The organism is Ensifer sp. CCNWLY38 (genome assembly GCF_037120565.1).
In the GTDB taxonomy this organism is placed as follows: Bacteria; Pseudomonadota; Alphaproteobacteria; order Rhizobiales; family Rhizobiaceae; genus Ensifer; species Ensifer adhaerens_H.
The window spans coordinates 284,428-307,725 of the sequence record NZ_JBBBBO010000006.1; the positions used below are offsets into that span (position 1 = coordinate 284,428).

The window sequence follows — 23,298 nt, forward strand, 5'->3', positions numbered from 1 at the left end:
CGCAGCGCAATCTTTATTTAGTAAAATTTTGCTTGGGTTTTTTCAATCTCTGGGCGTTGTATTTCGTGCGTCGAGCGTGACACAACCGCGATCGAGATCACGCAGCGCGGTCGGTTGCCAGTGCCTGCGCCTGAAGCTCTTCAGAAAGGAACGCCCAGAGTGCTGAGACCGGGCGGGATGACAGGCCCTGGTCATCGGCCGCGAAAAGCCCGAGTTCGATAACCGGGGCGGGCGGCAGGCCCTCTTCGGTTCCGAGGACCCGCATCGTGTTGGCGCGGATATTGAGATCCAGCAAAACGGCGATGCCGAGCCCGGCTTCGATCATCGACTGGATCGAGGAGAGGCTGGCGCTCGTCAGCACCGTGCGCCAAGGCCGATCCCCGCCCTTCAGCGCCTCGATCATCTTCTGTCGCCAGGTGCAGACCCCGTCGAAGGTGACGAGCGGCAAAGGCCCTTCCTCCGGGAGCACAAAACCGCGCGCCGCGACCCAGCGCAGCGGCAGCCGCCAGGTGAGGATCGGCTCACCTCGGATCAGGGCCGGATCGCCGATCGCGACATCGAGCTGACCCTGTGACAGCTTCTCCGACAACACGGTGCTTTCGGTGACCGTCAGTTCGAGCGCCACGTGTGGATGACATTCGGCGAAGCGCTGCAGTGCCCTTGGCAGCGAGCCGACGGCGATGTCCTCGATCATGCCGAAGCGGATCGGCCCCTGGAGCGCCTGCCCGGCGAGCGCTCGCCGGGCACCCGCGCTGAGCCCCAGCATCTTCTGGGCATAGGGAAACAGCACATGCCCGGCTTCGGTCAGGTCCATGCCCCTGGTGCTGCGGTTCAAAAGCCTGGCGCCGACATCGTCCTCCAGCCGGCGCAACTGCATGCTGACGGCGGCTTGCGTCCGTGCCAGCCGCTGGGCAGCACCGCTGACGCTGCCGCATTCGGCGGTCACGACGAAGGCGCGCAGCAGGCCGATGTCCAGGTCATGCATATAACGATCCTTTATAGTGATATCACAACTATTAGAGTTTCTTATTGTGCCGGGATTGCTATGTCTGTTCAAGCCCAACGGGAGAACGGACATGGCGGAAACGGAGACGACTGCGGATAGCGGGTGGAGCGGGCAGGCTACGACGGACGATTCCACCGGGCGTGTCTCTGTCGCGATCGTCTTTTGCCTGCTCTCCATGTCGAGCGTGCAGTTCGGCGCTGCACTCTCCAGGCCGGCCATGGAAAGCGTCGGGGCTTTTGGCGCGACCTGGCTGCGGCTCTCCTGGGCGGCGGCATTTCTGTTGCTGTTGGTCCGGCCCGCCTTCCTCAGCTACACCCGGGCGCAGTGGCTTTCGGCGCTTTCGCTCGGTGCCACGATGGCGGTGATGACACTCTGCTTCTTCGCGGCCATCGCGCGCATCCCGCTCGGGCTTGCGGTGGCGATTGAGTTTCTTGGTCCGTTGACGGTCGCTGCGATTTTTGGCGGCCGTGGCTGGCGCCTGCTTTGCCCGCTTGTCGCAGCGGCGGGCGTCCTCTGCCTCTCTTGGGATGGTGGCGCCTGGGTCGGAGACACAATCGGCCTGCTTTTCGCCTTCGGCGCAGCCGTCGGCTGGGGCGGCTACATCGTGCTGATGAAACAGGCCGGCCAGCGCTTCAGGGGATTGGAGGGACTTGCCGTCTCGCTGCTGTTTGCAGCAGTCTTCGCGACGCCGGTCGGGCTGCATCAGGTTCAATCCGGTTTCTCCCTCGACATGCTGCTGATGACGGCTGGGCTCGCCATTCTGGTGCCGTTGCTCCCCTACGCCCTCGAGTTCATGGCGCTCCGTCGCATGCAGCCGTCGGCCTTCGGCATCCTGATGAGCCTTGAGCCGGCGATCGGCGCCGGCGCCGGCTTCATCGTTCTTGGGCAGGCGCTCTCCCTCAACCAGATCTTCGGCGTGGTTCTCGTGATGACCGCCAGCGCCGCCGGCACGTTGCTGGCGAGGGCCTAGCGCGTGGCGGAAGGCGCCTGTTCTCGCCCGCTAATCCTCTGAACGTTCCGACGCTCCCGCGTCGGGGTCGGCCGGCCCGCGTTCAGCCGTCTGCGACCTCCGATGAATTTCATCGACGTCTTGCGCGTTAGATGAAAACTGCCCGTTTACAAAAGTAATATTATATGATTTTTACTCGATGGCTGCGTGGAGGCAGCTTTCTTTGGGAGGAAATCATGAAAATCGCCAAGGCACTTGCGGGTGCAACGATCCTTGCTGCCTGCACGTTCGGTAGCGCTTCTGCGGCCGATCTGGTCGTCGGCTTTTCGCAGATCGGCTCGGAGTCCGGCTGGCGCGCCGCCGAGACGACACTGACCAAGCAGCAGGCCGAACAGCGCGGCATCGACCTCAAATTCGCTGATGCGCAGCAGAAGCAGGAAAACCAGATCAAGGCGATCCGCTCCTTCATCGCGCAGGGCGTCAACGCCATCCTCGTCGCCCCGGTCGTCGCCACCGGCTGGGACGAGGTGCTGCAGGAAGCCAAGGATGCGGAAATCCCGGTCATCCTGCTCGACCGCACCGTCGACGCTTCGAAGGATCTCTATCTGACGGCGGTAACCTCCGACCTCGTGCACGAAGGCAACGTTGCCGGCAAGTGGCTCGTCGACGCCGCGGCCGGCAAGCCCTGCAACGTAGTGGAGCTTCAGGGAACGACCGGCTCCTCGCCGGCGATCGACCGCAAGAAGGGATTTGAACAGGCGCTTTCCGGGCACGACAACCTGAAAATCGTCCGCAGCCAGACCGGCGACTTCACCCGCACCAAGGGCAAGGAAGTCATGGAGAGCTTCTTGAAAGCCGAGGACGGCGGCAAGAACATCTGCGCGCTCTACGCCCACAACGACGACATGGCCGTCGGCGCCATCCAGGCCATCAAGGAAGCCGGCCTGAAGCCGGGCAAGGATATCCTCGTCGTCTCGATCGACGCGGTTCCGGATATCTTTCAGGCGATGGCCGCCGGCGAAGCCAATGCCACGGTCGAGCTGACGCCGAACATGGCGGGCCCCGCCTTCGATGCGCTTGCCGCGTACCAGAAGGATGGCACGGCGCCGCCGAAGTGGATCCAGACGGAATCGAAACTCTACACTCAGGCCGACGAGCCGCTGAAGGTCTACGAGGAAAAGAAGGGCCTCGGCTACTGATGTCGGCAGTGGCCCGCGCTGCTTCTCGCGCGGGCCACGCTCTTTTCTAAGTTTCCGGCTGAAGAGCGCTGCTTGCCGCAGACAGGCGCCGTGCTTCTCGTCCGACAGATACCAGCATCGCGGAGACGGTACCGATGCAGACCAGTGACCACATTCTCCAGGCGATCCGGATCGAAAAGACCTTCCCGGGAACGAGGGCCCTCGACAAGGTCGATTTTCACCTGCGGCGCGGAGAAGTTCATGCGCTGCTTGGCGAAAACGGCGCCGGCAAGTCTACTCTTATCAAATGCCTGACCGGCGCCTACCGCCGCGACGGCGGCGCCATCCTGCTTGAGGACACGGAGGTCGATCCGCGCGACACGTTCGAGGCCCAGACACTCGGTATCGGTACGGTCTACCAGGAGGTCAACCTGCTGGCGAACCTGACGGTTGCCGAAAATCTCTTCCTCGGGCGCCAGCCCCGGCGCTTCGGCATGGTCGACGTTAGCGCCATGAACCGGCGTGCGCAGGCGCTGCTCGCCGACTATGAACTCGACATCGACGTCACCCGCGATCTTGCAAGCTATTCGGTCGCGATCCAGCAGGTCGTCGCCATCGCCCGCGCCGTTGATCTCTCGGGCAAGGTGTTGATTCTCGACGAGCCGACGGCGAGCCTCGATGCGCATGAGGTGGCGATGCTCTTTCGTATTGTCCGGCGCCTCAAGGCGCGTGGGCTCGGCATCGTCTTCGTCACCCACTTCCTTGAACAGGTTTACGAGATTTCAGACCGGATAACGGTCCTCCGGAACGGGCAACTCGTCGGAACCCGTGAAACTGCCAATCTTGATCGGCGCGAACTGATCGCGATGATGATCGGCCGTGAACTGGCGGCGGAGATTCACGCGCCGCGCGCGGAAACCCCGGAAGGGCCGCTGCGCTACCGGTTTCGCAATTACGGTCGCAAGGGTCGCGTCCGTCCCTTCGACCTCGATGTCCGCGCCGGTGAAGTCGTTGGCATGGCTGGCCTGCTCGGTTCCGGTCGAACGGAAACCGCGGAGCTTCTCTTCGGGGCCCATCGTGCCGACAGCGGCGAGGCCGAGATCGACGGGCGTGTGGTCGATCTCTCATCACCGCGTGCCGCCATTCGCCACAGATTCGGTTTCTGCCCGGAAGATCGCAAGACATCAGGCATCATCGGCGACCTCTCGGTACGCGAGAACATCGTGCTCGCCCTGCAGGCCCGCCGTGGCTGGACGCTGCCAATCGCACGGGCGGAACAGAACCGGCTGGCGGACCACTACATCCGCGCGCTCGATATCCGTACGGCCGATCGGGAGAAACCAATCAAGCTCTTGTCCGGCGGCAACCAGCAGAAGGCGATCCTGGCGCGCTGGCTTGCGACCGAGCCCGAATTCCTGATTCTCGACGAGCCGACGCGCGGCATCGATGTCGGCGCCCATGCGGAGATCGTCAAGCTGATTGAGGCGCTGCGCGAGAAAGGCCTGTCTTTGATCGTCGTCTCCTCGGAGATCGAGGAACTGGTCGCCTACAGCACGCGGATCATCGTGCTTCGGGATCGCGCCCATGTCGCTGAACTCGACGGCAACCGAATTACCGCCCACCAGATCGTCGAAGCGATCGCCGCAACCAATGAAAGGAGGACGTCATGACGTCGTTCTTCCGGCTCTATCTGAACCGGTTGCTACCGCAACTGATCGCGCTTGGCGTCATCATCGTGGCGGTTTCGCTCGTGTTTCCCGGCTTCCTCAACCTGGAAATCCAGAACGACCGGCTTTATGGCAGCCTCATCGACATCCTCAATCGCGGCGCCCCTGTGGTGCTGCTGGCAATCGGCATGACTGTCGTCATCGCCACCAAGGGCATCGACCTCTCGGTCGGCGCAGTCATGGCGATCTGCGGCGCCACCGCCGCCGCGGCGATCACCTCGGGCCATTCGCTCGCCGCAACCCTTCTGATCACGCTTGCCGTCGGTGTTCTCTGCGGTCTCTGGAACGGGGTGCTGGTGGCGGTGCTCGACATCCAACCGATCATTGCGACACTGGTCCTCATGGTCGCCGGGCGCGGTATTGCCCAGCTCATCACAGAGGGCGCGATCCTGACCTTCAATGACCCCGGCCTGATCTTCATCGGCAGCGGCTCCTTCATCGGCCTACCGATGCCGGTCGTGATCTGGCTGGTCTTCGGCGTGCTGATCGCCGTGCTCGTCAGGCGGACGGCGCTCGGCATGCTGATCGAGGCGATCGGTGTCAACCGCCAGGCAAGCACGCTGTCCGGCGTGCTGACCCCCGTGCTGCTGATCGCCGCCTACGTTCTTTCCGGCCTTTGTGCGGCCATCGCCGGCGTCATTGCCGCCGCCGATATTCGTGGCGCCGATGCCAACAATGCCGGGCTCTGGCTGGAGCTCGATGCCATCCTCGCGGTCGTGGTTGGCGGCACATCCCTGCTCGGCGGCCGCTTCAGCATTGCCGCATCGGTGCTCGGTGCGATCATCATCCAGGCGATCAACACCGGTATTCTTCTTTCCGGCTTCCCACCGGAGTTCAACCTGATCATCAAGGCCGCGATCATCGTCTTCATCCTGGTGCTTCAGTCGCCGCGGTTCCGCACCGCCTTTTCCTTCTTGGTGCCGGCGCGTGGCGCGAGCAAACCGAGCGAGCGAGTTGCAAAATGAAGCCGAAATATCTTCCGCTGATCGCGACGCTCGTGATCTTTCTTCTCGGCTATGCGCTTTGCGTCGCGCAGTATCCGAACATCCTCTCCACGCGGGTGATTGGAAACCTGCTGACCGACAATGCCTTCCTCGGCATCGCGGCCGTCGGGATGACCTTCGTCATCCTCTCGGGCGGCATTGATCTCTCCATCGGTTCGGTCATCGCGTTCACCGGCGTTTTCCTGGCCGTCGTGCTGGAACACACGAGCATCCATCCGCTCGTCGCCTTTGCCATGGTCCTCGCGATCACGACACTTTTTGGCGCCGCGATGGGCGCGATCATCCACTATCTCGAGATGCCAGCCTTCATCGTCACGCTTGCGGGCATGTTTCTCGCGCGCGGCATGGCCTTCGTGCTGTCGATCGATTCCATCCCGATCAAGCATCCGTTCTACGCGACGTTGAAGAGCCTGTACTTCAAGCTGCCCGGCGGCGGACGCGTCACGCTGATCGGCGGGCTGATGCTGTTCGTCTTCGCCATCGGCATCGCGCTGGCGCATCGCACCCGCTTCGGCACCAACGTCTACGCGCTCGGCGGCGGCACGGCGACGGCGCGGCTGATGGGCGTGCCGGTCGCCGCGACGACCGTGCGGATCTACGCGCTTTCGGGCCTGCTGGCGGGGCTGTCCGGCATCGTCTTTTCGCTCTACACCTCGGCCGGCTACTCCCTTGCAGCCGTCGGCGTCGAACTGGACGCGATTACTGCGGTCGTCATCGGCGGGACACTTCTGACCGGCGGTTCCGGTTTCGTTGCGGGTACATTTGTCGGCATCCTCATCCAGGGCCTGATCCAGACCTACATCACTTTCGACGGATCGCTGTCGAGCTGGTGGACGAAGATCCTGATCGGCCTTCTGCTGTTTGCTTTCATCCTCTTGCAGAAGGGCATCATCTACGTCTCGCGTCATCGCCGACAGCCGGCGTGATCTGCCAAGGACCGTGCGATGTGGCCATTCTTCCAGCCGCCGCGTAAAAGGACGAGCCACCGGCTCGTCGTCGAAGAGCTCGGCCAGGCGGTTGTCGCAGGGGAATTCGCCGTCGGCGCCATCCTGCCCGGAGACGTGGAGCTTGCGGCACGATTCAACGTCTCCCGCACGGTTCTGCGGGAAGCAATGAAGACGCTCGCCGCCAAGGGGCTCGTCGTCGCGCGCGCCCGCATCGGCACACGCGTGATGCCGCGGGCGAACTGGAATCTCTTCGACGGCGACGTGCTTTCCTGGCATTTCCGGGCCGGTGTCGATGAGGAGTTCCTGCGCCATGTCACCGAGGTCCGTCTCGCTCTGGAACCCTATGCGGCTGGGCTGGCTGCACGCCGCGCCACGGACGCCGATATCTCCCATATGATGCGGTTGGCGGTCGCCATGGGCGATGCCGGGCACAGCGCGCAGACGCTGGCCATTGCCGATCTCGAATTCCATCTCCGCCTGCTCGAAGCTTCGCTCAATCCGTTCATGCAAACGGTGGGCAGCTTGATCGAGGCGGCGCTGATGGGCGTTTTCCGGTTGAGCAACGCGGCGGCCGATGGCGCCGAGATCGATCGGGTCGCCGTCGCGCATATCCGCATCGTCGAGGAGATCCGCCTCCGCAACGAGGAAGGCGCACGAAGCGCGATGGAGCATGTGATCCGCGTGGGACAGCAGCAGCTGATTGCAAATTTGCGGGCACGTGGCTAACCCGCAGACAGGCACTTCAGGCGCCTTGCAGCAAGGTCGCAGGCGGTAGTGCCGCTTGGCTTCACCGGTCATCTGCGCGTAGGCTATCGCGGCGGCAAAGCCAAACGGCGATGCCACAAGGTCGAGGGCGGAACGAGCGGAGAGAGCAGGGTGACCGGACAGGACGTTCTGATCGTCGGCGCCGGCCCGACGGGGCTGGTGCTTGCTCTCTGGCTGACCGTCCAGGGGGTGAAGGTCCGGATCATCGACAAGAACCCCGCTCCCGGCCCGACCTCGCGGGCGATGGTCGTGCATGCGCGGACGCTCGAACTTTACCGCCAGCTCGATCTGGCCGACGCCGTGGTCGCGGCCGGCCACCGCAACCCGTCGGTTAATCTTTGGGCGAAAGGCAGGGCCAAGGCACGGATATCCTTCAGCCCGGCCGGCGCGAAGCTCACGCCTTATCCCTTCGTTCTGGTCTATCCGCAGGATCACCACGAGCGCCTGTTGGCGGAGCGGCTGGAAGCCATGGGCGTCACCGTCGAGCGGCAGACCGAGCTTGTCGACTTCGAGGACGCCGGCGGCGCGGTCCGCGCGCGTCTCCGGTTGCCTGACGGCAGCGAGGAGATCTGTGCCGCGCGCTACCTCGCCGGCTGCGATGGCGCCCGCTCGCTGGTCCGGCACAAGCTGGCGATCGGGTTTGAGGGCGGCACCTATCATCAGACTTTCTATGTCGCCGACGTCGAGATAAGCGGCCCGACCGCCAATGGCGAGGTGCACATTTCGCTCGAAAGCAGCGACTTCGTTGCACTTCTCGCCTATGCCGAGGGGCGGGGACGCCTGATTGGCCTGGTCCGTGACGAGCGCGAAGACGTGGGCAAGCTCACCTTCGAGGATGTAGGCCACCGCGCCATCGAGGGTCTGCGGCTCACCATCGACAAGGTCAACTGGTTCTCGACCTATCGCGTCCATCATCGCGTCGCCGATCGCTTTCGGGAGGGGCGTGCCTTCCTGCTGGGGGACGCGGCGCATGTGCACAGCCCAGTCGGCGGCCAGGGCATGAACACCGGCATCGGAGATGCGATCAATCTTGCGTGGAAGCTCGCGGCGGTGCTGAAGGGGAGAGCGCCCGATGGTCTTCTCGACAGCTATAAGCGCGAACGCGCCGGCTTCGCACACCAGCTCGTGGAGACCACCGATCGCCTGTTCACCTTCGTGACGGCAGAGGGCCGCTTCGCGGACTTTTTGCGGGTCGAGGTAGCGCCTGTTCTGGCAGGTGTCGGCTACCGCATCGGTGGCATCAGGGAGTTCCTGTTCCGGATCCTCTCGCAAACCCAGCTGAACTATCGTGGCGGACCTTTAAGCCGCGGCAAGGCCGGCAGAGTGCAGGGTGGAGATCGGTTACCCTGGGTTCTGGTGAACGGTCTCGACAACTACGCGCCGCTTGCCGCCGTCAGCTGGCAAGTGCATGGCTACGGAGCGGCGTCCGGCGAACTGAAGCAGTGGTGCGCGACGCGCCATGTGCCGCTCCATGTATTTCCCTGGACGGAGGAGCACGCGGCCGCCGGCCTGGCCATGGACGCCGCCTATCTCCTGCGGCCGGATAGCTACGTGGCGGTTGCTGCCATGGAGCAGGCGCCTGATGTATTCGACGCCTATCTGTCAGACATGGGGATCACCCCTTCCTGAGGCGTGTCGTTGCAACGGGCCGGGCAATCCCGGTCCTGGCTATCGGGATTGTGGATCGGTCGACACGGACCCGACTGGCGGAAAGGATCACATGGAAACGGGGCCGAACTGGCCCCGTCTCAACGTTGCCGTCGGGAGGTCAAGCCTATCCGTGACCGGCCGGTGTCTGGGGCTTGCCATCCGTCGCGCCGCTTTCTGCCGACGCGCCGTGCGCTCCGACCGGGTGCATGGAAATGCCGGCGAGCTTGTGGCCGCGCTCGCGCAGCCACTGGAAGGCGACGTAGAGCGCCGGGATGACGAAGATGCCGACGAGTGCTGCGGCAAGCATGCCGCCGGCAACGCCGGTGCCGACCGCGCGACGGCTGAGTTCGCCGGCGCCCTTGGCGACCACCAGCGGCACCAGGCCGACGATGAAGGCGAAGCTCGTCATCATCACGGCGCGGAAGCGGGCGCGCGCCCCTTCGATCGCCGCATCGACGATCGAAGCGCCGGCTTCACGGTGGGCCTTGGCGAACTCGACGATCAGGATCGCGTTCTTTGAGGCGAGCGCGATCAAAACGACGAGGCCGATCTGGGCGTAGATGTCGAAGGAAAGCCCGGCGACGAGCACCGACAGCAGCGCGCCTGATACGCCGAAGGCGACCGACAGCAGCACCGGTACCGGGATCGTCCAGCTTTCATAGAGTGCCACGAGGAAGAGGTAGGCGAAGAGCACGGCCATCGCCAGGATGGCAGTGGTTTTGCCGGCCGCTTCCAGTTCCTGCAGCGCCGTTCCGGTCCATTCGTAGCTGTATCCGGGCGGCAGTGTCGAAGCGGAGAGCGCCTCCATCGCGGCAAGCGCCTCGCCGGACGAATGTCCCGCGGACGGCTGGCCGTTCAGCGTGATCGAGCGATAGTTGTTGTAGCGCACGATCGACTGCGGGCCGACGATATAGTCGACCTTGGCGACCGAAGCGACCGGCACCATGTCGCCGTTTACGTTGCGCACGTGCAGACGCTGAATGTCGTCGACGGCGTTTCGGTCCGCCTGAGAAGCCTGCATCGTCACCTTCCAGGTGCGCCCGAAGAGGTTGAAGTCGTTGACATAGTAGCTGCCGAGCGTGCCCTGCAGCGTGGTGAACAGATCGCTGACCGAAACGCCGAGCGATTGCAGACGGTCGCGGTCGATGTCGAGATAGAGCTGCGGCGAGCTGGCCGAATAGGTGGTAAACGTGGGGCCAAGCGCCGGGTTCTGGTTCGCGGCGATGGTCAGGCCGCCTGCCGTTGCCGAAAGATCGGCGACGGAACGGCCCTGCAGGTCGAGCAGCTGATATTCGAAGCCCGATCCGGTGCCGAGGCCCATGATCGGTGGCAGGTTGAAGGCGAAGATTTGCGCACCACGGATCGCCTGCCCCTTGGCCATGGTCGTGCGGATCGCCGCTTCGACGCCGGCCGCATCACTCAGGCGCTCCGCGAAGGGCTTCATGGTGACGATTGCAAAGGCCGAGTTCGACTTGGAAAGGCCGTCGAGGAAGGAATAGCCGGTGACGGTGATCACATTGGCAACGCCCTCGATGCCGCCGAGCATCGTCTCCACCTGCTTCACCACCGCATCGGTGCGGTTGTAGGACGCGCCTTCCGGCAGCCGGATTTCGGTAAAGAAGGCGCCCTGGTCTTCGGCCGGCAGGAAGCCGGTCGGAACGACCTTGAAGAGGAAGCCGGTTGCGACGAAGGCGACGGCCAGCAGCGCGAGACCGATGATCGCGCGCCGGGCGATATGGCCGGCGACAAAGGCATAGCCATCACGTCCCTTGTCGATCGTGCGCGAGATATAGCCGAGAATGCCGCGCTTCGGTCCGTGGTGCGGCTTCAGGAGCACGGCGCAGAGCGCCGGGCTCAGCGTCAGCGCGTTGATCGCGGAGATCACCATCGACACCGAAACGGCGACGGCGAACTGCTGGAACAGCTGGCCGCTCAAGCCGGGGATGAAGGCGACCGGCACGAAGACCGACAGAAGTACAAGGGTGATGGCGACGATGGCGCCGGTGATTTCACCCATCGCACGACGCGCGGCTTCCGCGGCTGAGAGGCCGGGATTTTCCTCCATCACCCGCTCGACGTTTTCGACGACCACGATGGCGTCGTCGACGACGATGCCGATCGCCAGAACCAGTGCCAGCAGCGACACGGTGTTGAGCGAAAAGCCCATGGCGAGCAGCACCGCGAAGGTGCCGATCAGCGCGACCGGAACGGCGACGAGCGGGATCAGCGTTGCCCGCCAGTTTCCGAGGAACAGGAAGACGATGATGATGACGAGGACGAAGGCCTCGAACAGCGTTTCCTCGACGTTGTCGACGCTGGCTTCGACGAACTGCGCCGTGTCGTAGGAGACCGAATAGGTGAGGCCCGGCGGGAAGGATTTCGACAGCCGTTCCATCGCCTCCTGCACGCCTTTGGCGGCGGCAAGCGCGTTGGCGCCCGGCGCCTGATAGGTGCCGATCATGGCGACAGGCTTGCCATTGATCCGGGCGTTGGAATCCGAGCTGGCCGCTCCGAGCTCGACACGTGCGACGTCGCGGATGCGCACATAGGAACCATCGGGCCGCGCCCGCAACACCACATCCTCAAACTGCTTGGGATCGGTCAGGCGGCCTTGGGTCTGGAGATTGAGCTGGAACAGTGGATCGTCGGTCATCGGCTGGGCGCCGATGCGGCCGATTGCGGCCTGGACGTTTTGCGCCTTCAACGCGTTGATCACGTCGGTCGGCGTCAGGTCCAGGCTCGTCATGCGGTCGATGTCGAGGACGACGCGCATGGAGTAGTCCTGAGCGCCGAAGAGCTGAGCATCGCCGACGCCGGGCACGCGCTTGACCGTGTCGAGCACGTTGATCGTGGCGTAGTTGGACAGGAACAGGGAATCGAAGTTCTGCTTCTCGTCCGCAGCAAAGATGGTGATTACCTGCATCAGCGCGGACGACTTCTTGCGCACGCTGACGCCGCTCTGCTTGACCTCAGACGGTAGACCCGCTTCGGCAAGCGACACGCGGTTCTGCACGTTGACTGTGGCGATGTCAGGGTCGGTCCCGACGGCGAATGTGACGGTCAATGTGTAGGAGCCGTCGGCGCCGCTGGTTGATTTCATGTAGAGCATGTCGTCGACGCCGACGACCTTGCTCTCGATCGGCTGGGCAACGGTGGTTTCGACCACGTCGGCGCCGGCGCCTGGATAGCTTGCGGTGACGCTGACCTGCGGCGGCACGATGTCGGGGAACTGCGCGATCGGCAGACGGGTGAGCGCCAGCAGGCCCGCCAGCGTCAGCACGATGGAAATGACCGTGGCGAAGCGCGGGCGATCGATAAAGATCTCTGAAATCATCGCTTAGCCACCTGCTGCCGTGGCGGCGTCGACAGTGATGCCCGGCCGGACCTTGCCCGCCCCCTCGGTGATGACATTCTCGCCTTCTTCCAGGCCCTTGCTGATGACCGCCTGGCCGCGGGTGTTGCGCGCCACGTCGACGCGGCGAAGCTCCACCTTGGAGCTGGCGTCGACCACCAGCACGAAAGCCCCCTGCTGATCGCGCTGGATCGCCTGCTGCGGCACGGCGAGCACGTCCTGCTTGTCGGACTGTTCGAGCACGACGCGCACCAACGCGCCGTCTAGAAGGATACTGTCCGGATTGGGGAATTCGGCGCGCACCGTCACCGTGTCTGTCCCTTGCGAGACGTTGCTGGCGATGAAGTTGATAGTGCCCTTCTGCTTGTACTCCGTGCCGTTCGGAAGGCCCAGCCCGACATTGGCGCCGCCGCTGATCTCGCCCTTCAGCACGCGCTCGCGATAGGTGAGGTAGAGCGCGGTCGCCACCGGAAACTGAACATAGATGGGATCAAGCCGGGTCAGCGTGACCAGCGACCCGCTGTCCGGGCCCACGAGCGCGCCGACATCGGCGGCGGTCAGGCCGACGATGCCGTCGAAGGGGGCCACGATCTTGGTGTAGGAAAGGTTGAGGTCGGCATTGTCCTTGCTGCCCTTGAGGCGCACGAGATCGCCGTCTGCCTTGCGGACCGCGGCATTGGCCTCGTCCACCTTGGCCTGGGAGACGGTCTTGGTGGTGAGGAGCTGGTCGGCGCGATCGCGCTCAAGGACAGCGAGATCCTTGGAGGCTTCGGCCGCTTCGATCTGTCCCTGGATTTCCTGGACGGCGGCGCGATAGGCGCCGTCTTCGACCTGGTAGAGCACCGAGCCAGCGGTGACCTTCTGCCCTTCGGTAAAGTTCACCGCTTCGAGGAAGCCAGCGACGCGGGCCCGGATATCGACCTTCTGGATGGCGGTCACCTTGCCCGTCAGATCCACGCTTTCGCGCAGGTCCATGATCGTGGCCGGCGCGACCACCACGGCCGGTGCCTGCTGGGCAAACGCAGTCTGTGCGGTGAGGCTGGCTGCGATCAGGAGCGTTGACGAAAATGAAGCGGCAAGAAGTCTTGAACGATGCATGCAACGTTCCCCCTGAACGAAACAGCTGGATATCATTTCAGCGCACCACGGCAGGCGGCCTTGGAAGGTTGAAATCAGAACACGTTCCCAGCGTCAAGTCACGCAATCCAGGATTGATAAGGATTCGGTCCCGCCGGGGCGAGGGAGCAGCGGTCGAACGGGAACTTTGTCACAAAAGCAAAGGGTTGTACGGCAGGGGGTTGTCATGGTGCGGCAACATGTGAAGCACCGCGATCGGCGATCCACATTCGCCGGCATTTTGCCGGAACCGTTTAACGTGTGGAGGGTTGTCACAATCCCGTTGCTAAGACTGCAACCTCAAGTCACGCAGCAAGAAGCTAAATTGAGGAGCGGCCGGCGCGGTAAAAAAAAGGCCCCGGCGCTGGTCCGGGGCCCCTCTTGGCTATCGCCAGTCAAACCCAATCGTCAGACGAGATCGAAGCGATCGGCGTTCATCACCTTGTTCCAGGCAGCCACGAAGTCGCGCACGAACTTCTTCTTGGCGTCGGCCTGTCCATAGACTTCCGCGATGGCCCGAAGCTGCGAGTTGGAGCCGAAGACGAGGTCTATGCGCGTGGCCGTCCACTTGACGTCACCGGTCTTGCGATCACGACCTTCGAAGACGTCCTTGGCATCCGACGTCGCCGTCCACGCGGTGGCCATATCGAGCAGGTTGACGAAGAAGTCATTGCTGAGCGTTTCCGGGCGATCGGTGAAGACGCCGTGCTTCGTCGCATCGTGGTTCGCGCCGAGGACACGAAGCCCGCCGACGAGAACGGTCATTTCCGGCGCGGTCAGCGTCAGCAGCTGTGCCCTGTCGATCAGCAGCTCTTCCGGCGAAACCGCGTATTGGGTCCGCTGGTAGTTGCGGAAACCATCGGCGATCGGCTCGAGCACCTCGAAGGAGTCGACATCGGTCTGCTCCTGGCTGGCATCTGCGCGACCGGGTGCGAAGGCAACCTCAACGTCGTGGCCTGCCGCTTTCGCCGCCTTCTCGATTGCGGCCGCACCGCCAAGCACGATCAGGTCGGCGACCGACACCTTCTTGCCGCCGGACTGAGCGTCGTTGAAGGCGCGCTGGATGCCTTCGAGGGTTTCGAGCACCTTCGCCAGCTGTGCCGGCTGGTTGACCTGCCAGTCCTTCTGCGGAGCAAGGCGGATGCGGGCACCGTTGGCACCGCCGCGCTTGTCCGACCCGCGGAAGGTCGAGGCGGACGCCCAGGCGGTCGAGACCAGTTCGGAGACCGAAAGGCCCGAAGCGAGGATCTTGGCCTTGAGGTCGGCGATATCCTTGGCGTCGACGAGCGGATGATCGACGGCGGGGATCGGATCCTGCCAGATCAGGTCTTCGGCCGGCACTTCCGGGCCGAGATAGCGGGCGCGTGGGCCCATGTCGCGGTGCGTCAGCTTATACCAGGCGCGAGCGAAGGCGTCTGCGAAGGCGTCCGGGTTCTCGTAGAAGTGCCGTGCGATCTTTTCGTAGGCGGGGTCGACGCGCAGCGCGAGGTCGGTCGTCAGCATCGACGGGGCGTGACGCTTGGACTTGTCATGCGCATCCGGCACCGTGCCGGCGCCCATGCCATGCTTCGGCGTCCACTGGTGCGCACCGGCCGGGCTCTTCGTCAGTTCCCATTCGTAGCCGAAGAGGTTCCAGAAGAAGTTGTTGCTCCACTTGGTCGGCGTCGTCGTCCAGGTGACTTCGAGACCGCTGGTGATGGCGTCGCCACCACGGCCGCTGCCGTAGGTGCTTGCCCAGCCGAGGCCCTGTTCTTCGATGCCGGCGCCTTCCGGCTCGCGACCGACATTGGCGGCATCGCCAGCGCCATGGGTCTTGCCGAAGGTGTGCCCGCCGGCGATCAGCGCGACGGTTTCCTCGTCGTTCATGGCCATGCGCGCGAAGGTCTCGCGGATGTCACGGGCCGCAGCGACCGGGTCCGGGTTGCCGTTCGGGCCTTCCGGATTGACATAGATCAGGCCCATCTGCACCGCTGCGAGCGGATTTTCGAGGTCGCGGTCGCCGGAATAGCGCTTGTCGTCAAGCCAGGTCTTTTCCGTACCCCAGTAGATGTCCTCTTCCGGTTCCCACACGTCCGGACGGCCGCCGGCGAAACCGAAGGTCCTGAAGCCCATCGACTCGAGCGCACAGTTGCCCGCGAGGATCATCAGGTCGGCCCAGGAGATGCTGTTGCCGTACTTCTGCTTGATGGGCCAGAGGAGGCGGCGCGCCTTGTCGAGGTTGGCGTTGTCCGGCCAGCTGTTGAGCGGCGCAAAGCGCTGTTGCCCGGCGCCTGCGCCGCCGCGGCCGTCGCCGGTGCGGTAGGTGCCGGCGCTGTGCCAGGCCATGCGGATGAAGAGCGGGCCGTAGTGGCCGAAGTCGGCCGGCCACCAATCCTGCGAATCGGTCATCAGCGCGAAGAGGTCATTCTTCACGGCTGGCAGATCAAGCTTCTTGAATTCCTCGGCATAGTTGAAGGCTTCGCCCATCGGGTCGGAAAGGGAGGAATTCTGGTGCAGGATCTTCAGGTTGAGCTGGTTCGGCCACCAGTCACGGTTCGAGGTGCCGGCGGATTGAGCGCTCGTCTGAGCTCCGTGCATGACGGGACATTTGCCCGTTTTGTCGGCTTTCGCGTCCATTTCTATCTCCCTTTGCGATGACGTAAATTGTGCGGATCAGAGGAAAGGCAGGCTGTGCGGGCCAGCGATGCGCCGGGCCCGGCTTGCGGCATTCTTTGTGCCGTCGGTGGTTGTCGTTCCGCGAAGCGGTCTCGCCACTGGCTGCGTCTCCCTCATTGCACCGGCGACTCTATCAAAGTGGTTCCATTAATTTAAGTTGGATTTCCTGATGGTGACGATAAGGCGATCCTATGGCTAATGGACGGCGGGGCAACAAGCGCATGCTTGCAGCCCTGTATGCATCTTTGATGACGCGCGCGCTTTGCCGATTGCAGCCCACACAAGAATATTGGTGCACTGTACTCCCGCCAAACTTGCGTAAGAAAGCGCCAATGGTTAGTCACATCCGCAAAGACCCAAAAAGCTTTTCCATTTTTCGCGTGGTGAAAGGACAGACATCGTGGCTGAGACAGAAACTGGGGCCGGCAAGGGCCGTCGCAAAGCACTTTGGGCGGCAGTCGCGGTGGTCGCGATCGCAGCCGCCGTCGTGGTCGGCGGCAAGTTCATGCTCGAAAGGACAGTCGACAAGTTCATCGCGGAGCGTGGCGGCAAGGTGGGCTCCGTCGAGGCGGATTTCCTCGGGCGCATTCATCTGCGTGACGTGACGCTGCCCTTCGCCAATGGTGCCCGTGTGCAGGTCGCCGCGATCGATGGCCGGCCAAAGATCTTCTTCCTCAGCGGCAAGCTTGATGTGAAGGGCCTTGAGCTCGATATCGCCGCAGGCAAGTTCTCCGTGCCGCATGCGATCCTCGAAGAACCGGACTTCTTCGCTGGCGCGCTTTCCAAGGCAGGCGATCAGGGTGAGCTGACGACGCTGAAACGCATCGAGCGCTTTGCCGCAAAACGGATCTCGGCGCCGGAGGCGACGATCAGCCAGGATGTGGCCGGCACCGAGCAGAAGACGGTCTACAAGGACCTCGCGCTCGAGGACATCGCCGGCGGCCGCGTTGCTCGTTATTCGGCGAGCGGTGCAAGCTTCGCCTTCGCCATGGATGTTCCAGACGGAGAAGGCGCAACGAAGCGCGAACAGATGAACGGCTCGATCGGGGCTGTCGCGGGCGAGGACTTCGACGCGGCCTATATGGTGCGAATCTACACGGAAAAGGCCGGCCCGGACGACAAGGAGCCGAAGCCGCTTTACGGTCCGATGTCGGCAAAGAACCTTTCCTTCTCCGACGGCGAGGCGCAGTTCGGTTATGACGAAGTGCGCAGCAAGGGCTTCAGCGCGCGCATGCCGGCCGAGCCGTTGCTGGAGACCTTGGAGAAGCTGCAAGGGGTGACGGACCCCGAAGCGTTGCCGCCGGCGGAGCGGCAGGCGTTCTTCAAGCGCATCCTTTCAGTTGTCGACATGATTGGCAGCGGCGACATCGAATTGCTCGGTCTCAAGATGGAAGTGCCGGACAAGAGCAGCGAAGAGGAAGGCAAGACGATCAAGCTCGCCGTCGACAAGATGGCGATGCAGCTCAATGGCCGCAGCTTCGACGGTGCCTTGCACGGTCTTTCCGCCGGAGAGGGCGCAGACTACGTCAAGCTCGCTGAAGCCAGCATCAAGGGCTTCTCCTGGGCTCCGACCATGGAGGCGCTCACGAAGCTGGCGGGCCTGAAAGAGGAAGAGTTTGAAACCTTCCCCTTCACCACGCTGATGCCGGAATTCGGAACGATCCGTATCGCCGGATTGGATGTGGACATGCCCGGCAGCCCGCCGACAAGCGTGACCGACAGCGAAACTGGCGAAGACGACCAGAGCGTCACCGAAAGCGAGGCGGATCCGGCGGTCAGCGCCGAGCAGGCGCCGGATGAGACGATCGAAGGTGATGCCTCCAGTGAGGCGTCGGCCTCGGACGAGGCAGATGCCGAAACCCAAGGCGACCCATTGGCTGAAGCTCCGGTCGAGCAAACGTCGGTGCCGTCGGTACCGGAGCGCGTCCGGTTCACGCTCGACACCTATGAACTGGCATTGGCCAAGCCTCGCAACGGCATCCCAACGGAAGTGCGGATCAGCTACCGGGACCTCAGCGTGCCGGTGCCTTCCGACATTGAGGACGAGACCTTCGCAAAGCTCACCAAGATGGGCTTGGGAAAACTGACCTTCTCGTCCAACCTCGAACTGGCCTGGGACGAGCCAAATCAGAATATTGTCGTGCGGGACATTTCCACGACAGCTGAGGATTTGGTCACGATTTCCTTCTCCGGATTGATGGGCGGTGCGAGCAAGGACTTGTTCTCTGGGGATACCACAGCAGCGCAGATGGCGCTGTTCGGTCTCACGGTGCGTGAAGCGAAGCTCAAGATCGAAGAGAAGGGCATCATGAGCAAGGGCATCAAGCTGTACGCTGAAGAGAACCACATGACCGAGGACAGCGTTCGCGGTCTCCTCGTGCTGATGACGAGCGCTGGCGTGCAGCATTTTGCTGCCACACAGCCGAAGCTGCAGGACGTGGCAAGTGCGTTTACCCAGTTCATCAGCAAGCCCGGCGCCTTCACCCTGAAGGTCAAGGCCAAGGATGAAGCCGGGATTGGCGCACTCGAGCTGATGGGCGCCGCCGAAAATCCGGCGCTTCTGCTCGACAAGGTCGATCTCGAAGCCGCCTCACAGTAATCGATCGCGGGCCGCGTCAGCCGACACGGCCCGCATCACTTCTGCCTGCGGCCCCGGAAGGAATTCCCGCAGCACCTTCAATGCCTCCTGTCCGATTTCATGCCCGCCACGATTGTAGAGGGGCTCGGGGGTCGGCCCTTTACCTCACAAGATAATCGACGAGGAGCCCCGCGAGCACTGCGCGATCGGCTCACGCACAACGGGCTTCCGTCAAAACAGTACCGTTTGCGGCTAAATGTGAGCAAAGGATACAAGAAATTGGTGGCATCACCCTGCATTTTTCCCTGACATGACGGCAAAAGCGAGATGATTCCGTGTGTGTTCGTCATCGGATCGATCAGGCATCCAGGCAGGTTTCCACGCGAAGAATGAACTCCAGCGCCAGGAGGCGAAGGTGGACGGCAGGCTATGAAACAACCGAATGGCATTGGTGCGTGTTTTGGCGAGCCGAAGGCGCCGTTTCTCAGGGTTCGGCCCGTTCGCGATGCCCGGTTTTCGGTCACGCGCCTGCAATGCCGGCTGAATGGAGCAATGAGCCGGGTCGTGTCCCTTCCCGCCGACGACGCCTATTTCCTGATGTTCTATTTCAAGGACGTCATGCATCGCGACGTGGTGCCGGACGGAGGCGAGAGTGAAATTCGCCGCTACCGGCAGGGGTCGGTCTGCCTCGTCGATCTCGTTCAGGGCGCCAGTATCCGGCTTGTCAGCGATCTCGATTCACTCGCCTTCCACCTGCCGCGGGCTTTGTTCCGCGAAGTCTCCGAGTTCGCTCACGCTCCGGCCGCCGCCGGTCTCAGGTGCCGACGTGGAGAGATCGACGAAGTCATACACTATCTTGCCTTGGCGCTGCTGCCGCTTCTCGCCAAGAGCGAGAAGGAACCGGGCCCCGTGCTGCAGCATATCGCCGTGGCCATCTGTGCACATCTCCTGCACGCCTATCCGGATCGAGCCAATGCGTCCGCCAGCCCCGATCTGTCCGTGTGGCAGGAGAAGGCGGCCAAGGACTTCATGATCGACCATTGGGCCAAGGACTTTTCGTTTGCGGCTGCGGCGTCCGCCGCAAACCTGTCTGAGGACGTTTTTGTCGCAGCCTTTGCATCCGTAACCGGGCAAACGCCGGAGGCGTGGCTGATGCGGTACAGGATCGGCCGAGCCAAACGCTATCTGATCGAGGAGGGGTGGTCGGTGGCCAAAACAGCCGCCAGTTGCGGCTATGCCGACGAAGCGCGGTTCATCGAAGCCTTTCGCGAGGTGACGGGAGTGGCGCCGGCCGTGTGGCGCGCGCGCTGGCGGCAGTGAGGGGAGCGTCCGTTGACCTGTGAAGCTCTGCGATGTCCTCTGAGATTTGCCTCTGTAATGCGGCCGCCAACCGTTGTAGCATCTGCCCCGCCGCCGAAGCAGGCGGCTGAGCTCGATACTGGGAGACCCTGACCGATGGCCTTACAAGCGGGACTGGGCGCAAGCGAGCGCACACCACGCCCCACTGTCAGAAGGATCAGCGCGGGCGATATCACCGTGACGAGAACGTTTTCGGATCGCTTTGATCTCGAGCTTGGGCCGCTGATCCCGGTTGCCGATGCCTTCAATGTCATCGTCCAGATGCGTGATTTCGAGGCGCATCGCCTGTGGCGGCGTGGCGAGCTCGTCTATCAGGGCGGGCACTCCAAGGCATCGCTCGCGATCACCGATCTTCGGGATCAATGGCAGTGCCACCATCTGTCGCCTTTCGATAATGTCCGCTTCCACATCCCGTTCGCCTGCATGCGGGCCTTCACCGAAAGGGCGGGGCGCGGCGAGTACGTGTCGTTGTCTCCCGTGCAAGGACGGGTGGATCCGGTGATGTTCGGCCTCGCCCAGGCGTTGCTGCCTTCGCTCGACGAACCGGACCGGGCCAATCTGCTTTTCGTCGAACAGATCAATCTTGCTGCATTGGCTCATCTTAGCCAGACCTATGGCGGCCTGCATTTCCCTGTCGACAAGAAGGGGACGCTCGCGCCATGGCAGGAGAGGCTGGCGACGGATTTTCTGGTCGCACACTTCAACAAGGCGTTTTCGATCGGCGATCTCGCCGCCCAGTGCGAGCTCTCGCGCAGTTATTTCAACAAGGCCTTCAAGGAGAGCTTCGGGCGCACGCCGTCCAGATGGCTGACCGAATACCGGATTGCGCGGGTCAAAGAGTGTCTGCTTCAGGACACCCCCCTTGCCGAAATCGCGATCCACTGCGGATTTGCCGACCAGAGCCACATGACCCGGGTGTTCACCAGCCAGATGGCGGAAACGCCGGCGCGCTTCAGGAAAAAGAACCGCTCCGTCGGGGTGGCGCTAGATCTCAGTAATAGCGCGGAGAGAGGGCGCGCCCTCATGCAGATTGTTCAAAACACATGAAAAGCGTGCAAGAATGACGCGGCGGCCGGGGCCATCATAGGCCGCTCCTGCAGATGATGATGAGAATGAACTGCATGCACGCGTCCCAGGCGCACAGCAATCCGCGCGTCGGTTTGGTTCCGCGCGTTTCGTTTTCATTAGCGCTGCGGGAGGTTTTGGCGGGTGGTCTCGATAAACAGGAGCGAAGACGATGACGAATGCCTCCGCTGCCTCGGTCGGAATGCGCCCGCGCGACAGCCTCGGATGCTCGCTGGACCAGCTCGATGACGACAGGACGATCGAAGGCCGCGACATGGTCTTTTATCGCAAGCGATCGGCAGCGGGACCGCCGGGCAGGGTCGCGACTCCTGGCAATGGGCGGGGATATCTGATCGGCCTGTCGCTCGCAGGCGGTCATAGCCGCCGGGTTTTCGGGGAGCATCATTCGGCCATCCAGGAGTTCGGCCAGAATTCCATTTACGTCAGGAACTTTGCCGACGACTACAAAGCGGATCTGGAAGGTTCCTTCGACTTCACCTTGCTTGAAATCGGCTACGGTGCGCTCCAGAGGATTGCGGAGGCAGCAAATGCCACTGGAGTCAGCGAGCTGAGGTCCATTTCCGGCTCGCCCGATCCCGTTCTCGGCGGCATGCTCGGCGCCCTGTTTGCGTCGGTGGACGGCTACACGGATCGCAGCGCGCTGTTCGTCGATCAGCTTTCCGTCGCAATCGGCGTGCATATGGTGCGACAGTACGGCAACGGCCGCGGCGAAAGTTCGGCTGGAGGACGCAGGCTCTCGCAGCGCTGCCAGGCAAGTATTCGCGAACTCGTGCAAGCCCGTCTCGACGGCGAGCTTACCGTCGAAGAGCTGGCCTCGACCTGCAACCTGTCGCAGGCAGCTTTTCTCCGCGCCTTTCGGGAGACCATGGGCAGCACGCCCTACCGCTGGCTGCTGCAGCAAAGGATCGAAAAGGCCAAGGACCTGCTGCAGTTCTCTCCCTCATCGCTGAGCGAGATCGCCACCGCCTGCGGTTTTTCGGATCAGAGCCATTTTACCCGTGCCTTCGTTCAGGCGGTGGGGGCCACGCCGCGCCATTGGCGACGCAGCCGGCAGTCGTAGGACTTACCGCAAGTATAGTTGTGCGGCGAAGCGGCCCGGATCAGACTAGCAGTCTCCGGTATGGCGAGCGAAATTTTCAAAAATCCACCTTTGGCGACAAGAACGGGAACGCCGTCGGCGGCATAGTTGGGCCTCTCCAATCGGAGCCAGTTTCAATAGAAAGAGGCCACGACCATGTCCGCGACAGCGACCCCCGGCAAACTCCTCGTCTCGCCCAAGGACCACACCCTGATCATGATCGATTTCCAGTCGCAGATGTCGTTTGCGACCAAGTCGATCGATGCGGTGCTCTTGCGCAACAACGCCGCACTGGTCGCCCATGCGGCCGCCGGCTTTGGCGTTTCGACCATTCTCACCACAGTTGCCGAGAAGACCTTCTCCGGTCCGATGTTCCAAGAGATCACCGACGCCTTCCCGGGCCAGACGCTTTTGGACCGCACCTCGATGAACACCTGGGAAGACGCCGCCGTGATCGCGGAGGTCAACCGCCTCGGCAAGAAACGCCTGGTGATGTGCGGGCTCTGGACCTCGGTCTGCATCGTCGGCCCGACGCTGTCGGCGCTCGACCAGGGCTTCGAAGTCTATGTCATCGCCGACGCCTGCGGCGACGTCTCCGACGAGGCGCATGAGCGGGCGATGGACCGCATGGTGCAGGCCGGTGTCCGGCCGATGACGTCGCTGCAGTACATGCTCGAGCTGCAGCGCGACTGGGCCCGCACCGAGACCTACGAGATGACCACTGGCATCGCCAAGAAGTTTGGCGGCGCCTACGGCCTCGGCATCATCTACGCCAAGTCGATGTTCGGCGCCTCCGAAGGCCACTGACACGGGGCTGACCTGCCCGGGATTATCGCTCTGGCCGTGCT

At 63.1% G+C, this 23,298-nt stretch carries 16 protein-coding genes; 12 read left to right on the forward strand and 4 right to left on the reverse strand.

Features of this window, described 5'->3' with window-relative positions:
- Positions 1 to 97 precede the first annotated feature (97 nt).
- Positions 98 to 985 (reverse strand): LysR family transcriptional regulator, encoded by an 888-nt coding sequence (locus tag V7S54_RS15460; protein ID WP_065373781.1) that lies wholly within the window; start codon positions 983 to 985, stop codon positions 98 to 100.
- Positions 986 to 1,076: 91 nt separating this feature from the next.
- Between V7S54_RS15460 and V7S54_RS15465 the strand changes: the two genes are divergently transcribed.
- From V7S54_RS15465 to V7S54_RS15495, 7 genes are all read left to right on the forward strand, one after another.
- Entirely contained in the window at positions 1,077 to 1,976 is a 900-nt protein-coding gene (locus tag V7S54_RS15465; RefSeq protein ID WP_065373780.1) for an EamA family transporter, read from the forward strand.
- Between the two features lie 215 nt (positions 1,977 to 2,191).
- The gene (ytfQ, locus tag V7S54_RS15470; protein WP_065373779.1) at positions 2,192 to 3,154 is read left to right on the forward strand and encodes a galactofuranose ABC transporter, galactofuranose-binding protein YtfQ; all 963 of its coding nucleotides are present in this window, start codon (positions 2,192 to 2,194) and stop codon (positions 3,152 to 3,154) included.
- Positions 3,155 to 3,288: 134 nt separating this feature from the next.
- Positions 3,289 to 4,803 (forward strand): galactofuranose ABC transporter, ATP-binding protein YtfR, encoded by a 1,515-nt coding sequence (gene ytfR / locus V7S54_RS15475; protein WP_065373778.1) that lies wholly within the window; start codon positions 3,289 to 3,291, stop codon positions 4,801 to 4,803.
- Positions 4,800 to 5,825: an ABC transporter permease gene (locus V7S54_RS15480; protein WP_065373777.1), complete on the forward strand. Its 1,026-nt coding sequence runs from the start codon at positions 4,800 to 4,802 to the stop codon at positions 5,823 to 5,825. Before ytfR ends, V7S54_RS15480 begins: the two co-directional genes overlap by 4 nt.
- Positions 5,822 to 6,790: a galactofuranose ABC transporter, permease protein YjfF gene (gene yjfF, locus V7S54_RS15485; RefSeq protein ID WP_065373776.1), complete on the forward strand. Its 969-nt coding sequence runs from the start codon at positions 5,822 to 5,824 to the stop codon at positions 6,788 to 6,790. Before V7S54_RS15480 ends, yjfF begins: the two co-directional genes overlap by 4 nt.
- An 18-nt stretch (positions 6,791 to 6,808) precedes the next feature.
- Complete coding sequence (locus V7S54_RS15490; RefSeq protein ID WP_065373775.1) at positions 6,809 to 7,537, forward strand: FadR/GntR family transcriptional regulator; 729 nt, start codon at positions 6,809 to 6,811, stop codon at positions 7,535 to 7,537.
- 150 nt (positions 7,538 to 7,687) lie between these two features.
- On the forward strand, positions 7,688 to 9,205 hold the full coding sequence (locus tag V7S54_RS15495; protein WP_065374000.1) for an FAD-dependent monooxygenase: 1,518 nt from the start codon (positions 7,688 to 7,690) through the stop codon (positions 9,203 to 9,205).
- Between the two features lie 145 nt (positions 9,206 to 9,350).
- Here V7S54_RS15495 and V7S54_RS15500 read toward each other — a convergent pair whose 3' ends face one another.
- The 3 genes from V7S54_RS15500 to katG form a co-directional block, all read right to left on the reverse strand.
- Positions 9,351 to 12,560 (reverse strand): efflux RND transporter permease subunit, encoded by a 3,210-nt coding sequence (locus V7S54_RS15500; protein ID WP_336408478.1) that lies wholly within the window; start codon positions 12,558 to 12,560, stop codon positions 9,351 to 9,353.
- Positions 12,561 to 12,563: 3 nt separating this feature from the next.
- On the reverse strand, positions 12,564 to 13,676 hold the full coding sequence (locus V7S54_RS15505; RefSeq protein WP_065373773.1) for an efflux RND transporter periplasmic adaptor subunit: 1,113 nt from the start codon (positions 13,674 to 13,676) through the stop codon (positions 12,564 to 12,566).
- A 426-nt stretch (positions 13,677 to 14,102) separates the two neighbouring features.
- On the reverse strand, positions 14,103 to 16,310 hold the full coding sequence (gene katG, locus V7S54_RS15510; protein WP_065373772.1) for a catalase/peroxidase HPI: 2,208 nt from the start codon (positions 16,308 to 16,310) through the stop codon (positions 14,103 to 14,105).
- A 439-nt stretch (positions 16,311 to 16,749) separates the two neighbouring features.
- On the opposite strand from katG, the gene V7S54_RS15515 reads away from it, so the two are divergent.
- From V7S54_RS15515 to V7S54_RS15535, 5 genes are all read left to right on the forward strand, one after another.
- Positions 16,750 to 18,948 (forward strand): hypothetical protein, encoded by a 2,199-nt coding sequence (locus V7S54_RS15515; RefSeq protein WP_065373771.1) that lies wholly within the window; start codon positions 16,750 to 16,752, stop codon positions 18,946 to 18,948.
- Positions 18,949 to 19,356: 408 nt separating this feature from the next.
- Positions 19,357 to 20,247, forward strand: a complete 891-nt coding sequence (locus V7S54_RS15520; RefSeq protein WP_065373770.1) for a helix-turn-helix domain-containing protein — start codon at positions 19,357 to 19,359, stop codon at positions 20,245 to 20,247.
- Positions 20,248 to 20,382: 135 nt separating this feature from the next.
- A complete protein-coding gene (locus V7S54_RS15525; protein WP_065373769.1) occupies positions 20,383 to 21,333 on the forward strand; it encodes a helix-turn-helix domain-containing protein in 951 nt (316 codons plus the stop codon).
- A gap of 190 nt (positions 21,334 to 21,523) precedes the next feature.
- The gene (locus V7S54_RS15530) at positions 21,524 to 22,432 is read left to right on the forward strand and encodes a helix-turn-helix domain-containing protein (protein ID WP_065373768.1); all 909 of its coding nucleotides are present in this window, start codon (positions 21,524 to 21,526) and stop codon (positions 22,430 to 22,432) included.
- 174 nt (positions 22,433 to 22,606) lie between these two features.
- Complete coding sequence (locus V7S54_RS15535) at positions 22,607 to 23,257, forward strand: hydrolase (protein WP_065373767.1); 651 nt, start codon at positions 22,607 to 22,609, stop codon at positions 23,255 to 23,257.
- The last annotated feature ends 41 nt before the right edge of the window (positions 23,258 to 23,298 follow it).

Bases quoted from the DNA above. Each gene is read 5' to 3' on its own strand.
- V7S54_RS15460 (WP_065373781.1), bottom strand. From the start codon at position 985: ATGCATGACCTGGACATCGGCCTGCTGCGCGCCTTCGTCGTGACCGCC.
- V7S54_RS15465 (WP_065373780.1), top strand. From the start codon at position 1,077: ATGGCGGAAACGGAGACGACTGCGGATAGCGGGTGGAGCGGGCAGGCT.
- ytfQ (WP_065373779.1), top strand. From the start codon at position 2,192: ATGAAAATCGCCAAGGCACTTGCGGGTGCAACGATCCTTGCTGCCTGC.
- ytfR (WP_065373778.1), top strand. From the start codon at position 3,289: ATGCAGACCAGTGACCACATTCTCCAGGCGATCCGGATCGAAAAGACC.
- V7S54_RS15480 (WP_065373777.1), top strand. From the start codon at position 4,800: ATGACGTCGTTCTTCCGGCTCTATCTGAACCGGTTGCTACCGCAACTG.
- yjfF (WP_065373776.1), top strand. From the start codon at position 5,822: ATGAAGCCGAAATATCTTCCGCTGATCGCGACGCTCGTGATCTTTCTT.
- V7S54_RS15490 (WP_065373775.1), top strand. From the start codon at position 6,809: ATGTGGCCATTCTTCCAGCCGCCGCGTAAAAGGACGAGCCACCGGCTC.
- V7S54_RS15500 (WP_336408478.1), bottom strand. From the start codon at position 12,560: ATGATTTCAGAGATCTTTATCGATCGCCCGCGCTTCGCCACGGTCATT.
- V7S54_RS15505 (WP_065373773.1), bottom strand. From the start codon at position 13,676: ATGCATCGTTCAAGACTTCTTGCCGCTTCATTTTCGTCAACGCTCCTG.
- katG (WP_065373772.1), bottom strand. From the start codon at position 16,310: ATGGACGCGAAAGCCGACAAAACGGGCAAATGTCCCGTCATGCACGGA.
- V7S54_RS15520 (WP_065373770.1), top strand. From the start codon at position 19,357: ATGAAACAACCGAATGGCATTGGTGCGTGTTTTGGCGAGCCGAAGGCG.
- V7S54_RS15525 (WP_065373769.1), top strand. From the start codon at position 20,383: ATGGCCTTACAAGCGGGACTGGGCGCAAGCGAGCGCACACCACGCCCC.
- V7S54_RS15530 (WP_065373768.1), top strand. From the start codon at position 21,524: ATGACGAATGCCTCCGCTGCCTCGGTCGGAATGCGCCCGCGCGACAGC.
- V7S54_RS15535 (WP_065373767.1), top strand. From the start codon at position 22,607: ATGTCCGCGACAGCGACCCCCGGCAAACTCCTCGTCTCGCCCAAGGAC.